The 15,726-nt window shown below is 27.6% G+C and carries 16 protein-coding genes; 11 read left to right on the top strand and 5 right to left on the bottom strand.

Annotated elements, in window-relative coordinates; genetic code table 11:
• Positions 1-48: 48 nt before the first annotated feature.
• The 3 genes from GQV94_RS07750 to GQV94_RS01985 are packed head-to-tail and all read left to right on the top strand — an operon-like array spanning position 49 to position 2,178.
• On the top strand, positions 49-453 hold the full coding sequence (locus tag GQV94_RS07750; protein ID WP_234126296.1) for a glycosyltransferase family 2 protein: 405 nt from the start codon (positions 49-51) through the stop codon (positions 451-453).
• On the top strand, positions 410-946 hold the full coding sequence (locus GQV94_RS07745) for a hypothetical protein (protein ID WP_234126294.1): 537 nt from the start codon (positions 410-412) through the stop codon (positions 944-946). The genes GQV94_RS07750 and GQV94_RS07745 overlap by 44 nt, the downstream gene beginning before the upstream one ends.
• Positions 934-2,178 carry a glycosyltransferase family 2 protein gene (locus tag GQV94_RS01985; RefSeq protein ID WP_200169294.1) on the top strand — a complete coding sequence of 415 codons (1,245 nt, stop codon included), beginning with the start codon at positions 934-936 and terminating at the stop codon, positions 2,176-2,178. The genes GQV94_RS07745 and GQV94_RS01985 overlap by 13 nt, the downstream gene beginning before the upstream one ends.
• Here GQV94_RS01985 and GQV94_RS01980 read toward each other — a convergent pair.
• The 5 genes from GQV94_RS01980 to GQV94_RS01960 form a co-directional block, all read right to left on the bottom strand.
• Positions 2,165-2,824, bottom strand: coding sequence for a LutC/YkgG family protein (locus GQV94_RS01980; protein WP_200169293.1), 660 nt, complete (start codon positions 2,822-2,824; stop codon positions 2,165-2,167). The genes GQV94_RS01985 and GQV94_RS01980 overlap by 14 nt on opposite strands.
• A complete protein-coding gene (locus tag GQV94_RS01975; RefSeq protein WP_200169292.1) occupies positions 2,817-4,250 on the bottom strand; it encodes a LutB/LldF family L-lactate oxidation iron-sulfur protein in 1,434 nt (477 codons plus the stop codon). The genes GQV94_RS01980 and GQV94_RS01975 overlap by 8 nt, the downstream gene beginning before the upstream one ends.
• Complete coding sequence (locus GQV94_RS01970; protein ID WP_200169291.1) at positions 4,247-4,984, bottom strand: (Fe-S)-binding protein; 738 nt, start codon at positions 4,982-4,984, stop codon at positions 4,247-4,249. Before GQV94_RS01970 ends, GQV94_RS01975 begins: the two co-directional genes overlap by 4 nt.
• A 12-nt stretch (positions 4,985-4,996) precedes the next feature.
• Positions 4,997-6,664: an L-lactate permease gene (locus GQV94_RS01965; RefSeq protein WP_200169290.1), complete on the bottom strand. Its 1,668-nt coding sequence runs from the start codon at positions 6,662-6,664 to the stop codon at positions 4,997-4,999.
• Positions 6,665-6,745: 81 nt separating this feature from the next.
• Positions 6,746-7,966 (bottom strand): multidrug effflux MFS transporter, encoded by a 1,221-nt coding sequence (locus GQV94_RS01960; RefSeq protein WP_200169289.1) that lies wholly within the window; start codon positions 7,964-7,966, stop codon positions 6,746-6,748.
• 112 nt (positions 7,967-8,078) lie between these two features.
• On the opposite strand from GQV94_RS01960, the gene GQV94_RS01955 reads away from it, so the two are divergent.
• The 8 genes from GQV94_RS01955 (at position 8,079) to tkt (ending at position 15,725) form a co-directional block, all read left to right on the top strand.
• On the top strand, positions 8,079-9,422 hold the full coding sequence (locus tag GQV94_RS01955; RefSeq protein ID WP_200169288.1) for a DUF2130 domain-containing protein: 1,344 nt from the start codon (positions 8,079-8,081) through the stop codon (positions 9,420-9,422).
• Between the two features lie 78 nt (positions 9,423-9,500).
• On the top strand, positions 9,501-9,773 hold the full coding sequence (locus GQV94_RS01950) for a NifU family protein (protein WP_200169287.1): 273 nt from the start codon (positions 9,501-9,503) through the stop codon (positions 9,771-9,773).
• Positions 9,760-10,308 (top strand): histidine kinase, encoded by a 549-nt coding sequence (locus tag GQV94_RS01945; protein ID WP_200169286.1) that lies wholly within the window; start codon positions 9,760-9,762, stop codon positions 10,306-10,308. The genes GQV94_RS01950 and GQV94_RS01945 overlap by 14 nt, the downstream gene beginning before the upstream one ends.
• Positions 10,292-11,581: a UDP-N-acetylmuramoyl-L-alanyl-D-glutamate--2,6-diaminopimelate ligase gene (locus GQV94_RS01940; protein WP_200169285.1), complete on the top strand. Its 1,290-nt coding sequence runs from the start codon at positions 10,292-10,294 to the stop codon at positions 11,579-11,581. Before GQV94_RS01945 ends, GQV94_RS01940 begins: the two co-directional genes overlap by 17 nt.
• The gene (locus tag GQV94_RS01935) at positions 11,582-11,884 is read left to right on the top strand and encodes a YbaB/EbfC family nucleoid-associated protein (protein WP_200169284.1); all 303 of its coding nucleotides are present in this window, start codon (positions 11,582-11,584) and stop codon (positions 11,882-11,884) included.
• A complete protein-coding gene (locus tag GQV94_RS01930) occupies positions 11,881-12,978 on the top strand; it encodes a PDZ domain-containing protein (RefSeq protein WP_210328592.1) in 1,098 nt (365 codons plus the stop codon). Before GQV94_RS01935 ends, GQV94_RS01930 begins: the two co-directional genes overlap by 4 nt.
• Positions 12,975-13,817, top strand: coding sequence for a polyprenyl synthetase family protein (locus GQV94_RS01925; protein ID WP_200169283.1), 843 nt, complete (start codon positions 12,975-12,977; stop codon positions 13,815-13,817). Before GQV94_RS01930 ends, GQV94_RS01925 begins: the two co-directional genes overlap by 4 nt.
• 9 nt (positions 13,818-13,826) lie before the next feature.
• Positions 13,827-15,725 carry a transketolase gene (gene tkt / locus GQV94_RS01920; protein ID WP_200169282.1) on the top strand — a complete coding sequence of 633 codons (1,899 nt, stop codon included), beginning with the start codon at positions 13,827-13,829 and terminating at the stop codon, positions 15,723-15,725.
• Position 15,726 lies beyond the last annotated feature (1 nt).

The following is a 15,726-nucleotide window of genomic DNA, read 5'->3' as shown; positions in this document are numbered from 1 at the left end:
ATTTATAGGGATTTTTAAACAAATAAATAACTTACATAAAGGTTAAAAATGCCTCAAATCTCTATCATACTTCCAACTTTTAATGTAGAAAAATATATAAAAAAAGCTTTAGATAGTTGTATAAATCAAAGTCTTAAAGATATAGAGATTATTGTAGTAGATGATTTAGGAAGTGATAGTAGTATTAAAATAGCTAAAGAAGAAGCTTTAAAAGATAAAAGAATTAAAATTATTCATAATGAGAAGAATTTAGGAACCTTTGCAAGTAGAAATGTAGGAGCATTAAACTCAAACTCGCCTTATATAATGTTTTTAGATCCTGATGATACTTTAGCTTTAAATGCTTGTGAGCTAGCTTTAAAAGAGATTAAAGAAGCCAATTTATTAAGATTTGGCTTTGCTAAAATTGATGAAATGGGGGGGGGGTATAGAAAAAAATTTACCAAATTATAAAAATTATGAAGAATTAAAAAATAAAATGATGTATCATAAGGGGATTTCTTGGAATGTTTGTTTTTGTCTCATACAAAAAGACTTTTATTTTAAAAATCTTCAAAAACTTGATCTTTCTTTAAAACTAACTATGGCAGAGGATCTTTTAGTTTTTGCATTTCTTATAGATCCTAGTATAAAAACTGCTAATTTCATAGGATATTTTTATAATACTAATGAAAATTCCATTATGAAAAGAAGAATCAAAAAACAACTGCAAAGTAATTTGAAAGATTGTGAAAAAATTTTAATCCTACTTCAAAATTCTAATTTAAATCAATTTATCATTAGATACTTTTCTTTTCATCTTAAAAAAGAAATTTTTAAATATTATTATAATTTAAATAAAATTTCATACTTTAAATATAAATTTCTTAAAAATAAAATAAACTTTTATATATTTTATTTGAAAATTAAAAGAAAAATTAAAAAAGGTGTTTTATGCAACCTTTAGTTTCAATTATAATTCCTATTTATAATACAAAAAACTATTTAGAACAATGTCTAAAAAGTGTGATAAATCAAACTTATACTCATTTAGATATTATTTTAGTTGATGATGGAAGTGATGATGGAAGCTTAGAAATAGCACAAAATTATGTAAAAAAAGATAAAAGGTTTTTTCTTATTTCCAAAAAGAATGGTGGTTTGAGTTCTGCAAGAAATATGGGATTAGAATTTATTAAGCAAAGCCCTTTAAGAACATATTTTCAAAGCAATAAGAAAATTAAAATTAAAAGCTATTTAAACACAAATTCTTTTAATTATGATCAAACAATCATAAAAAATGAAAAAATTAATTTTCTTTTTACAAACACAGCTCAATCGCGCTATATTAAAACTTCTTTAAAAAATATTAATGAATTAATCATACAAAGACTACCTAAAAGAATTATACATTTTTTAGACTCTGATGATTATTTAGAAAAAGATTGCATTGAAACTTGTGTTAAAAAAATGCTTGAATTAAAACTAGATATTTTTATACATTCCTTTAAAGAATTCTTAGAACACAAAAAAACTTTTATCACTCATCCAGATACTGATATTTTAAAAAATACTAAGAAGAATTTTTACAAAAATGGCCTTGATTTGTTAAAAGATAATTCATTATATCTTTTTTATTTTGCTTGGCAAGGAAGTTTTAAAAGCGAAATGTTAAATTCTTATAAACTTCGTTTTACTTATGGTATTTATCATGAAGATCATGACTTTGGAACGATTTTGTTTTTAAATGCCAAAAATATTTATTATGAAAATATAAAATTAATGGTTTATAGAATTAGAGAAAATTCCATCACTCAAAGCCAACAAGATACTAAATTTCCAAAGAAATTACCCAAAAATCAAGAATTTTTAAGAGAATATTTTAATAATTACAATGATTTAAGATCTTATTTTAAGGCACATTGTTTATGTGTTATTGCCGTTAATATTTTTAACTTCATTTGCCAAAACCAAAAATATAAAAAAGATCGTTTTTTGATTAAAGCTTGTTCTTATTACACAGATTTTTACATGCTTGAATTTTATCCTCTTTCTTATTTGCATACAAAAGAACTACTTCAAAAGTTAAATCTTAGACTAAGATTTAAAATAATGTTTCGTTTATTTAAAAAAGATTTTAAATTAAAGCTATTGCGATTTAAATCTTGTATTGATTTTAAAAAAATCAATACAAGATAATATGAGCTTGCTGAGGCCCATGCACTCCAAAAACAGTTATAAGTTCTATATCAGCTGTTCTTGATGGTCCTGCAATAAATAAAATATTACTTGGTAAAGTTTTATTTTCTTCTTTTGCTAAATTTAAAGCTTCACTAAGACTTTTTACTATATTTTGCTTTTGAAGTAAAACTATGCAAAGTTTTGGAGCTAAAGAAAGCATTCTAGGTTGATCTTTGCTTGAAAGCACTAAGGCTACCCCATGGGAACTAACCCCTACTCTTGCGTGTATTACAGAAAAATCACTTTGAAAAACTTCAGTTCTTAACTCTTCTATATTTTTATCAAAACAAATTTTTTCATTAGCTTTTATTTTTGATAAATCTAAATTTAAGCTTTTTCCATAAATCATTTTTTGATAATCATACTTTGCTACAATTTCATTGATCTTTTCTTCAAGCTTATCTTTGGAGCATTCTTCTACTATGTATTTATTATCACTCATTTTTTGTTTTAATTCACTAAGCATATCATCTTTAGTATTTATATGATCTATTGGATCAATACTTGGAATAAAAGTAAAATCTTTTTTGCTATAAGCATTTTTAATTTTATTTAAAATACTCTCTTTGCTTTTTGAAGAAAGTTCTAAAATTCTATTACTCATAAATCACTCCTTCAAGCTTTTCTATCTCTTTATATAAATCTTTCTTAATTTGTGGCAACTCTTTAAAAGTACTCCAATTTTTAATCACAGGTAAAGAATCTTTAAAACTATGCAATAAAGAATTAAAATAATGGGCCTTTGATAAAGAAAATCTCCATAAATTTCCATTTGTAGCTAGATCCTTAAATCTTGCAAAAGCAAAAGCTTCTGCTTTATTGTGTTTAACTAAATTTGCACCTATTGGCGGATTATCTCCTTGTCCCACCTTATCTCTTCTTAATTTTCTAATCAAATCTGCTAAAGGAATTTTAACAGGACAAACTTCAGAGCAACGTCCACAAAGCGAACAGAATGTTAAAATATCTCCTGTATAATCAATACCAAAAATATTAGGACTAATTACTTCTCCTATGGGTCCTGGATAAGTTGTTTGATAAGTATGTCCTCCTATTTGATCATAAACAGGACAAAAATTCATACAAGCTCCACATCTTATACATCTTAGCGCTTCATAATAATCTTCATTTGAAAGCATATTAGTGCGGTTGTTATTAAAAAGTATTATATGCACTTCTTTAGGTCCATCTAATTCCCCATTTTTTCTAGGACCTGTAATGATATTATTATAAGTTGGAATAAATTGTCCCGTTGCAGAAGGAGTGAGTAAAGATACCATAGTAGCAGCATCTTCAAAACTTTCCATTACTTTTTCAATTCCGCAAAGTGCTATATGGATATCAGGAGCTGTGGTACACATTCTACCATTTCCTTCATTTTCTATAAGCCAAAAAGCTCCTTCTTTAGACATAGCAAAATTTACTCCACTTAAACCCAGTTTTAATCCCTCAAATTCATTTCTTAAATGTTTTCTTGCTATAGCATTAAGTTTTTCAGGCTCACTCTCTAAAGTAGCACCTAATTTTTCTTCAAAAATTTTTCCAATCTCATAACGATTTCTGTGGATTGCAGGAACAACTATATGAACAGGATTTTCACCATTTAATTGTAAAATAAGTTCTCCTAAATCTGTTTCAATTGCTTTAAAACCTTTATTTTCTAAGTAATGATTTAAGCCTATTTCCTCACTTGCCATAGACTTTCCCTTAAGAATCTTTGTGATATTTTTTTGTACCATTAGTTCATAAATTAATTCACAAGCTTCTTCTTTGGTATCAGCCCAATGCACTATCATACCATTTGCACTAGCATTTTTTTCAAATTCTAAAAGTCTATCTTCCAAACTCATTAAAGCATTGTTTTTAGCTTGTTTGGCTTTAGATCTCAAGCCTTGCCAATCTTTAAATTTATCATCAATTACCTTAAGACGATTTCTTTGCAAAGTATGCATAGCATTTATGAGATTTTCTTGCATTTGTTTATCATTAAGTTTAATTTTAACCATTTCTTCATGAGGAATTTTATTCATAGACTCTCTCCTTGTAAGCGTTTATTTAGAAAATCGTACAAATGAATAGCCTTTATATCAAGTCCCATTTTTTGCATCGTTCCACTAATATTTAAAAGACAACCCCCATCTGCACTAACTAAATATTTAACTCCTGAGTTTTGTATATCTTTAATCTTACTTCTAGCCATAGCATTTGAAATTTCTGGTTCTTTTACGCAAAAAGTTCCTCCAAAACCACAACATTCTTCTTCATATTCTAAAGGAACAAGTTCTACATTTTTAAGTCTTTTAATTAAATTTTTATTAGCATCAATACTTTTTTGAACTCTTAAAGCGTGACAATTAGAATGCCAAGTAATTTTTATAGGCTCTCCTTTATCTTCATAATCAACATTTAAAACTTCATCTAAATATTGCGAAAGCTCTATAACTCTTTGAGAAAAATCTTTTACTTTTTCAAAATGCACATCATCTTTAAAAAGTTCTAAATAATCATGGCTCATCATTCCTGCACAAGATCCACTTGGAACCACTATAGGATAAGGCTCATCAAATAAATTTACATTATAAAGGGCTATTTCTTTACTTTCTTTAAAATATCCTGAATTAAATGAAGGCTGAGAACAACAAGTTTGTTTTTTCTTAAATATTATCTCAACACCTTCCCTACGCAAAAGCTTTAAAGCATTTAAAATTGTATCTTGCATAGCAGCTGTTCCTAAACAAGTCGCATAAAAATATACTTTTTTCATATTTTAACCTTTCTATTTTAAAACTACAGGAGGAATGATACCTTGCAAAAAGAAAGCTATTATACAAGTCCAAATTCCTACCAAAATAACAAAAGCTATAGAATACTTAAGAGTGAATTTAAAAAGCTCTGATTCTCTTCCTACAAGGCCTACTGCAGCACAAGCAACAGCTATACTTTGAGGACTAATCATTTTTCCAACTACTCCACCAACTGAGTTAGCTGCTAAAAATAAAGCTTCGCTTACTCCAAGTTTTTGTGCACTAATTTGCTGAAGGGCTCCAAAAAGTAAATTTGCACTAGTATCCGATCCTGTTAAGAAAACTCCTATCCAACCAATAATAGGAGAAAAGAAAGAAAAGGCTCCTCCTGTATGTGCAAAAGCAAGTCCTAAAGTTGAACTCATACCACTATTTTTAGACACAAAAGCAAAAGCCACAACAAGACCTATGGTAAGACAAGGTATAGCCATTTCTTTTAAAGTTGCATTAAAACATTCAACAGCATCATTTGCTTTAATTTTTAATATAACAATAGTTAAAAAAGCTGCAAAAAGTATAGCTGTTCCAGCTTGAGCAACATTTTTTCCATTAATTAAGTCTATTCCAAGTCCTAAATTTATAGGTTTTAATATTGTATTATCTACTATAGAAGGACTTAAGATACCTCCACTTATATTATTAAAAGTTAAACTAATGCTTGTAAAAGCTAAAATTCCATCTTTTGAAAAAAGTTCTTTAAAAAATGGTTGAGTCCAAAAAATTATACATACGATAAGTAAAATAAAAGGGGTCCAAGCTTTAATTATTAAACCCATATTCAAATTTAAATCATTTTTAAAATCTGTTTTTCCATCTACGCGATATATATTTTTAATTTTATAAAATTTTAGAAAAATTATAGTAAGAGCAAGAGAAACAACTGCCGAAATAATACTCGGAAGCTCAGCACCCAAATAATTTGAACTCAAAAATTGAGTTAAAGTAAAACTAATTGATGCTACCAAAACAGGTGCAAAAGTTTCTTTAATACCTTTAAATCCATCCATTAAAAAAACTACAAAAAAAGGAACTATAAAAGAAAGTGGCACAAGCATACGCCCTATCATAGCAGAAATAGCTCCCCCTTGAATTCCTAAAAGATCACACATAGCAGTTACTGGAATTCCTACTGCTCCAAAAGCAACAGGAGCAGTATTTGCTATCAAACAAAGCCCAGCAGCTTGTAAAGGTTTAAAACCAAGTCCTACCAAAAGTGCAGCCGTAATAGCAATGGGACCACCAAAACCAATGGCTCCTTCTAGAAAAGAACCAAAACAAAAACCTATTAAAATAACTTGAATTCTATGATCAGGAGTAATACTCATCATACTTTGTTTAATGATTTCAAAAGAACCTGATTTAATTGAAAGCTTATAAAGAAAAATTGCTGCAATAATAATCCAAGCAATAGGCCACATTCCATTTATAAAACCTTGTATAAAACTAGCTCCAACTAAATTCCAAGGCATTTTATAAATTATTAAAGCTACTAAAGAAGCCAACACAACTGTTAAAAATCCTGCCTGATAGCCTTTAAGTTTAAAAAAGACTAAACATATTAAAAAACAAAATATAGGCAAAAAGGCAAATAAAGCACTAAGCCAAATATTTCCTAGCGGATCATAAACTTGTTCCCACATATTTTCATCCTTTTTGATTTTATCTTTTTAGATTTTAGCAAAACGATAAATTAAAGTAGGAGTTTTAATATATATTTAAATTTAATTGAGTATTTTCGTAACAGAATAATTTTTTAATTTTGTAATAAAATAAACCATATTTGCCAAAAAAACACATATACACATTAAAAATGCCAAAACTATAGGAGTATTTGCATTTATAATTCCAACAAAAAATGAAATAAATCCAGCCAAAGCAAACTGCATAGTTCCAAGTATAGCAGAAGCTGTGCCAGAACATTGCTTAAATCTCGCCATAGCTAAAGTTGTAGTATTTGGCGCTATAAAACCTAAACAAGCTATGCTTATAAAAATCAATATCTCAAAAAGATAAAAATTAGGATTTAAAAAAGCACTTAAAAATAAAATTAAAGTTGCAACAAGCATTAAAAATAATGCATAAGATAAAATTTTCTCAGAATTAAATTTTAAAACTAATCTTGCATTAATATTTGCACAAAGAACAAAACCAAAGGCATTTAAACCAAAAAGTATTGCGAATTTTTGCTCACTTAAATCAAAAAATTTTGTAAAAATAAAACTAGATCCTGTAATATATGCAAACATAGCACTAAGAGCTAATGAAGCAGACAATACATAAGTTAAAAAAATCTTATCTTTCAAAACAATACTATAAGCACTTAAAGTTTGCCTAAATGAAAATTTTTGACTTTGGGTTAAATTTGCACTTTCTTGAAGTCCAAAAATTATCATAAAAAATAAAATGATCCCAAGAATAAATAAGGTGATAAAAATACTATGCCAAGAAAAATAATCAAGAAGTATTCCTCCAAAAGTAGGAGAAATCATAGGAGCTAAAGATGAAAAAACCATCATTAATGCAAAAATCCCCGTTGCTTCTTTGATTTCAAATAAATCATTAACAATAGCTCTTGCTATCACAATACCTGCACACCCACCAAGAGCTTGTAAAAATCTTAATAAAATAAAAAGAAAAATATTATCCACCATAACACAAGCAAAACTAGAAATCATAAAAAGTAAAATTCCAAAAATAACAGGTTTTTTACGCCCAAAAATATCACTTAAAGGACCATATATAAGCTGTCCTAAAGAAAAGGCTATAAAAAAACTTGCTAAAGAAAGTTGTGTTAAAAAAGTACTTGTTTTAAAACTTTGTTCTACGTGAGTTAAAGCTGGTAAATACATATCTGTAGAAAGTGGGGCTATACTAGACATTAAAGCTAAAATTATAATGAGTTTAAATTTTTTAAATCCTTGAATTGAAGTAGGTTTTTGCATTAATTTTCCTTAAAACAAAAATTTAACATAAATTCTATCAATACAAACTATATTCCTAAAACAAAGCTTTTATTATATGTTAAAATATTTAAAATACCATAAAGGAAATATTATGCAAATTTATGAAAAACAAATTCAATGTCCAAAATGTAATGAATTTATAAATATCAATCAAGCACTTTATACTCAAGTTTTAAATCAAGCAAATTTAGAAATTCAAAAACAAAAACAAGAATTTAATAAAGAAGTAGAAGAAAAAAGATTGGAGTATAAAAAACATTTAGCCAAACTTGAAGAAGAAAAGGTAAAACAAGAAGAAATTATTAAGCAAAAAATTCAAGAGGGTTTGAAAAATCAAATAGATCAAATAGAAAAATCAATGCAAAAAGAACAAGACAACTTTAAAAAGCAATTCATTCAAAATTTTATTAAAGAACACGAGAAAGAAAAACAATTAATGCAAGATGAATTAGAGAAAAAAAGTAAAGAATTAAGTGAATTAATTTTTCTAAAGGCTGAAAATGAACAATTAAAAAGAGAACAAAAAGAAAATGAAGAAAAAATCAAATTTTTAGCCAAACAAGAAGCTTTTAAAGAATTTAAAGAACAAGAAAAGAAAAATTTAGAATTTGAAAAAGAACGTTTGCGTATTGAATTTGAACATAAAAAAAACGAAGAAGAATTAAAGCAACAAGAACTAAAGCTACAACTAGAAAGCATCAAAAAAGAACTTGATGCCGCAAAAAGAAAAGCAGAACAAGGATCACAACAACTTCAAGGAGAAGCACAAGAACTTCTTATAGAAGAATTTTTAAAAAATGAATTTTTAACAGATGAGATTAAAGAGGTTCCAAAAGGCATCAATGGAGCAGATTGCTTGCATATTGTTAAAGATCATTTTGGAAATATTTGTGGAAGTATTTTATATGAGAGTAAAAGAACTAAAGAATTTAATAAAGAATGGCTTGATAAACTTAAACAAGATAGCATTAAAACAAAAGTAGATATTGCTATTTTACTCACAAAAACTATGCCAAAAGATCAACAAAAAATTCATTTTAAAGAAGGAATTTTAATTTGCACTTTCAATGAATTTAAAAGTGCAATTTGCGTTATTAGAGAAAGCATTATAAATTTTCATAGACTTAAAAATTCTTTAGAAAATAAAGAAGAAAAAAATCATCTTTTATACGAATATTTAAATTCTAAAGAATTTAGCACTCAAATGACTTTGATTTTAAAAACTTATCAAAATATGAAAGAAGATTTAGAAAGTGAAATGAGAGCTATGCAAAACATATGGAAAAAAAGAGCAAGAGCTATAGAAAGTTTGAGTTTTAATTCTCATTCTATCGTAGGCTCTTTAAATGCTATATTTGGAACTTTAAAAGGAAAAAATCTTATAGGAGAAGAAGGATTAAAAAGTCTTGAAAATCTTGCTAGGGAAGAAGAATAAACTAAGGTTTAATTTACCTTTTTTTAAATACAATCGTGCTAAAGTATTTTTAAAAATTTCAAATAAAAGGGTAAAAGCATGATGCCTTTTAGTGATGAAGAGCTTGTAAATCCTGTTAAAGCTTGTTTGGAAAAAAATATACACATTTTAGAAAGAGATGGCGGGGGGTTAGAATTTTTAGGAATAAAAAAAGGCGTAGTTTATGTTCATCTAATTGGTGCTTGTAAAGGTTGTTCAGCAAGTGGAACAACTTTAAAATATGGGCTTGAAAGACAATTAAAAATTGACATTCATCCTGATATAACTCTTATTAATTTAGATGGTGGAGCACAAGAATTTGCAAAATTATAAACAGCTTGGCATTGATCATTTTTATAGGAAAGATTTTAAAACTGCAAAAACTTATTTTTCTTTAGCTTATGAAAAAAGAAAAAATAAACGTTTATTAAATTTCATAAATCTTTGTGATTTAGCCTTAAATCATCCTCAAGAAGCTCTTTTGCTTTTTGAATTCTATATAGACAATTATCGCTTAAAATTCATCGATAAAGATTTTGATCAAATTTTGAACTCTATTGAATTTAAAAATGCATTACCAAAAGAAAGTGAATTTGAAGATGGTTATGCCCTTAATTATAAAGATTTTTTAATAAGCGAAGAAAAAATTGGCTTTAAAAAATCTTTTGAAAATATTATTTATTCTGGAAAATTAGTCATCAATGATAAAGAAGATTTTTTAGAATTTTTAGAAAAGCTTCTTGATAATGGTTATAAAGATTTTACTTTAAATTATATAGAAGATGTTTTCTTACATTTTTGGGCAAATAAAAAATTTATTAAAATTCAAAAAAAATTATTAAAGATGAAAAATGATTCTAAAATTTAAAGACACTTTTATAACCGATAATTCTTTAGAATGTCAAAAAGATTGTTTTTTCTTATGCAATAGTCAAAACAAACAATTTATTGATCAAGCTAAAAAACAAGGTGCAAAAATCATCAATGTAGAAGAATGTAAAAAACTTTTAGATATTGATGAAAATATTCAAATTATAGGTATAACAGGAACAAATGGCAAAACAACAACTGCAGCTGCTATTTATTCTATTTTACTAGATTTAGGATATAAATGTGCTCTTTGTGGAACAAGAGGTGCTTTTATAAATGATAAACAAATTAATGAAAAATCTCTTACCACAGAGCCTATATTAAAAACTTTAGAATATTTAAGCAAGGCAAGTAAAGAAAGATGTGATTTTTTTGTGATGGAAGTAAGCTCACATGCTTTAGTTCAAAATCGCATTGAAGGTTTAAAATTTAAAGCAAAAATTTTTACCAATATCACAATAGATCATCTAGATTTTCATCAAAATTTTAACAATTATCTTTTAGCCAAAGAAAGTTTTTTTACAGATGAAAGTATAAAATTTATCAATAAAGATGCAAAAACTATTCGTTTTAATGTAAAAAATTCTTTTACTTATAGCATAGAAAATCCTTCTTATTATCATATTAAAGCCTATTCTTTAAATGAAGGTGTTTCAGCTATTGTAATGGCCGGAAATCAAAAGAGTTTCCATATCAACTCTTCTTTGCTTGGTCTTTTTAATCTTTATAATCTTTTAGCTGCAAGTGCTCTTATTAATGAACTTTTAAAACCTGATATAAAAAAACTAGAAGCTGCTATTTCAAATTTTGGAGGAGTTTGCGGAAGAGTTGAAGAGATAGCAAAAAATGTAATTGTCGATTTTGCCCATACTCCAGATGGAATTGAAAAAATCCTTGATACCTTTAAAGATAAAAAAATGATTGTTGTTTTTGGTGCGGGAGGAAATAGAGACAAAAGCAAACGTCCTTTAATGGGAAAAATTGTTGAACACTATGCTAAATTAGCTATTATTACAAGTGATAATCCAAGAGATGAAGAGCCCAATAAAATTATAGAAGATATTTTGCAAGGATTTGAAAATAAATCAAAAGTTTTAACAATAACAGATCGCAAAGAAGCTATTTATAAAGCTTTAAAACTAAAAGAACAAGATGATTTGGTTTTAATTTTAGGCAAAGGAGATGAGAGCTACCAAGAGATTAAAGGTATAAAATATCCTTTTAGTGATAAAATTATTATTCAAGAATTTTATAAAAATCAAGGAAAATAAATGTTTGATAATTTAGATCTTTCAAAAATGGGAGAACTTTTAAACAAGGTTCAAGAAAAAGCAAAAGCCATGGAATCAGAACTTGATAAAAAAGAATTTTGTGCAAAAAGTGGTGCAGGACTTGTTAAGGTCAGTGCAAATGGAAAAGGTGAAATTATTGACATTAATATAGATGATTCTTTACTTGAAGATAAAGAATCTTTGCAAATTTTACTTATTTCTGCCACTAACGATGTTTTATCTATGGTTGCAAGAAATCGTAATTCTTTAGCCACAGATGTTTTAGGAGGGTTAAAATTATGATTAAAATTTTATTAAGTTTTTTTATTTTGCTTTCTTTATCTTTTGCGATAGAAAGACCAAGATTTGAAGATTTTGTAGCTTGTTACGAAAGAAATAAAGCAAGTAAATTAAATTATGAAGGTATGGATGCTTTTGTTTTAGGTGAAAATTTACTTGCTGTTATAAAAAAACCTGATACAAAGCTTAACAAATATGTAAAATATGATCCATTTTTAAATTTATATCTTGTAAGAACAGATTTTAGTCTTATCCCTACAAAAATGGTAGATGAACAAAATTTAACACGTAATGATTGGGTAGGAATTTTAGATCCAGATAAAGCTTACATAGGGCATATTAAATATTTAGCACAAAATCTAAATGAAAGAGATCAACTTGATTTTAACTCAAAAATTGGAATTTTAAGCACTCCTTGTTGTAATATGCTAGGTATTGCACTCAATAACAATGCTTTTATTGGAAATCGTTATTTAAAACATTTTATGAAATATAATGATGTTTATTGGGGAGATATTGGGGTAGATTTTGATCTTAGAGAAAATAAAATATATGTTCAAAATGTAAGAAAAAATGGTCAATTTTTAATCAATGATCAGATCCTTAGCGTTGATGGAGAAAACATAAAAGATTTAAGAAAACTTAATGAAAAAATTCTTTTTGCCGACAGGGGAAGCACGCTTTATTTTAATGTTTTAAGAGATAATCAAGAACTTAATATCTCAAGCGTTGTCTTTGAAAAAGATATAAGTCATTTTAATCTTCCAAGCAATAAACCAAAACCAGCTCCAACAAGTTTTAAAAGTAATTTAGGCCTAAGTGTTAATAAAGCTCTTATCATAACAAAAGTTGAACCAAATTCTAAAGCAGCAACAGCAGGATTTATGGTTGGCGATCAAATTTTACGTGTTAATAATCAAATTATTAAAGACTTTAAAAATTTACAAGATATTCTTATAAAAGGAAATGATTTTAATGTTTTAATCCAAAGAAAAAGTGATAAACTGCCTTTAAGTCGCTTTTATGATAATTTAGCAACCGATATTAACTCTAGAGCAGATGGTGAATTTCAATTTTTCATAAGGCTTAGGAAGTGAAAGAACTTTTTACAAAACACTTAAATAGCCATCTTCCAAATGTAAAAAGTTTCCATCCTTTTTTCAATGAAGCCCTAGCTTCAATGCTTAAAGCGGGAGGAAAACATTTTCGTGCCCAACTCCTTTTAGGAGTAGTAGAAGCTAAAAATCCAAAACTTTTATCTGATGCACTAGATGCTGCTTTGGCTTTAGAATTTATGCATACTTATTCTTTAATCCACGATGATCTACCTGCTATGGATAATGCTGATTTACGTCGCAATCTTAAAACTTTGCATAAAGCCTATGATGAAGCTACAGCTATTTTAGTAGGCGATGCTTTAAACACAGAAGCCTTTTTATTGCTCTCGCGTTTAAAATTAAAAGATAGCATTAAAATTAATCTAATACAAACCCTAGCCTTTAATGCAGGAATTAATGGTATGATTATAGGACAGGCTATTGATTGTTTTTTTGAAAATCAAAAACTAAATTTAGAAGAACTTGAATTTTTACATATACACAAAACTGCTAGATTAATAGCCGCTAGTTTAAAAATGGGTTGTGAAATTTGTGAATTAGATCCACAAGAAACAGAACAAATTTATAATATAGGTTTAAAACTTGGTCTTATCTTTCAAATTAATGATGATATTATTGATGTTATAATGAATGAAAAAGAAAGTGGAAAATCTTCAAAATCTGATATTAATAAAAATTCTTTTGTTAATTTATTAGGGCTTGAACAAGCTATTTCACATAAAGAAAAACTAATCAAAGAATGTAAAAACAATCTTCAAACTCTAGATAAAAATTTAGCAAAATTACTATTTAATTTAATTACGCAATATTTGCAATAAAGGTAAAATATGGATATACAAATTCTTCAAAAACAAGCAGATACTTTAAGATTTTTAAGCGCTGATATGATAGAAAAAGCCAACTCAGGACATCCAGGAGTTGCCTTAGGTTTAGCTGATATTTTAACAACTCTTAGTCTTCATCTAAAACATAATCCTAAAAATCCTAATTGGCTTAATCGCGATAGACTTATTTTTTCAGGTGGACACGCAAGTGCTTTAATTTATAGCTTCCTCCATCTTTGTGGCTATGATTTAAGCTTAGAAGATCTTAAAAATTTTAGACAAATTCATTCTAAAACACCAGGACATCCAGAAATCTCAACTCCAGGTATAGAAATTGCCACAGGTCCATTAGGACAAGGAGTGGCTAATGCTGTAGGTTTTGCAATGGCAGCAAAAAAAGCAGCTTTTTTGCTAGGAGAAGATCTTATTGATCATAAAATTTATTGCTTTTTAGGAGATGGGGATTTACAAGAAGGAATTTCTTATGAAGCTTGTTCTTTGGCAGGAGTGCATAAACTAGACAATCTTATTTTAATTTATGATAGCAATAATATATCCATAGAAGGCGATACTGCTTTAGCTTTTAACGAAAATGTAAAAATGCGTTTTAAAGCACAAAATTTTGAAGTCCAAGAAATAGACGGACACGATTTTAATGCTATTAATGAAGCTTTAATTTGGGCTAAAAATTGTAAAAAACCAAGTCTTATCATAGCCAATACAAAAATAGCAAAAAAAGCCTTAGAACTTGAAGGATCGCATAAAAGTCACGGAGCTCCTTTAGGAATAGATATTATTAAAAGAGCTAAAATAAATTCAGGTTTTAATCCTGAACTTAGTTTTGAAATTCCACAAGAAGTAAAAATTCGTTTTGAAGGGGCTATAGAACTTGGAGATTTAGAAGAAGCTAGATGGAAAGCAAAATTAAAAAATAGCGATAAAAAAGAATTATTAGAAGAACTTTTAAATCCAGATTTTTCAAAAATTACTTTTCCTGATTTCAAAGGCAAAGACTTAGCTACAAGAGATAGTAATGGAGAAATTTTAAATATCTTAGCTAAAAATTTAAAAGGATTTTTAGGCGGAAGTGCAGATTTAGGTCCTTCAAATAAAACAGAACTTCACAATATGGGAGATTTTATAGAAGGTAAAAATATCCATTTTGGTATAAGAGAACACGCAATGGCAGCAATTAATAACGCTTTTGCAAGATATGGATTATTTTTACCTTTTTCTGCTACATTTTTTATCTTTAGCGAATATCTAAAACCTGCTGCAAGAATAGCAGCTTTAATGAAAATAAAACATTTTTTTATCTTTACTCACGATAGTATAGGAGTTGGAGAAGATGGCCCAACTCACCAGCCTATAGAACAACTTAGCACCTTTAGAGCTATGCCAAATTTTTTAACTTTTCGTCCTGCAGATGGAGTTGAAAATGTAAAAGCTTGGAAAATTGCTTTAAAAGCTGATACTCCAAGTGCTTTTGTATTATCGCGTCAAAAATTAAAAGCATTAAAAGAACCTGTTTTTGGAGATGTAGAAAATGGAGCTTATTTAATTAAAGAAAATGAAAATGCTAAATTTACCCTTTTAGCAAGTGGTAGTGAAGTTAGTCTTTGTTTAGAAAGTGCAAATGAGCTTGAAAAAAATGGGATCGCGTGCAATGTTATTTCTATGCCTTGCTATGAACTTTTTAAAAAACAAAACAAAGATTATCAAGAAAGACTTTTAAAAGGTAAAGTTATAGGCGTAGAAGCAGCTAATTCTAATGAGCTTTACGAATTTTGTGATGAACTTTACACCATAAAAGATTTTGGAGAAAGCGGTAAAGAAAAAGAAGTATTTGAACATTTTGGTTTTAGCGTTTCAAAGCTTTGTGACTTTTTACTTAAATTATAAA

Source organism: Campylobacter sp. TTU_617 (genome assembly GCF_016599045.1).
In the GTDB taxonomy this organism is placed as follows: Bacteria; Campylobacterota; Campylobacteria; order Campylobacterales; family Campylobacteraceae; genus Campylobacter_D.
This window is presented reverse-complemented; position numbering and strand designations above follow the sequence as displayed.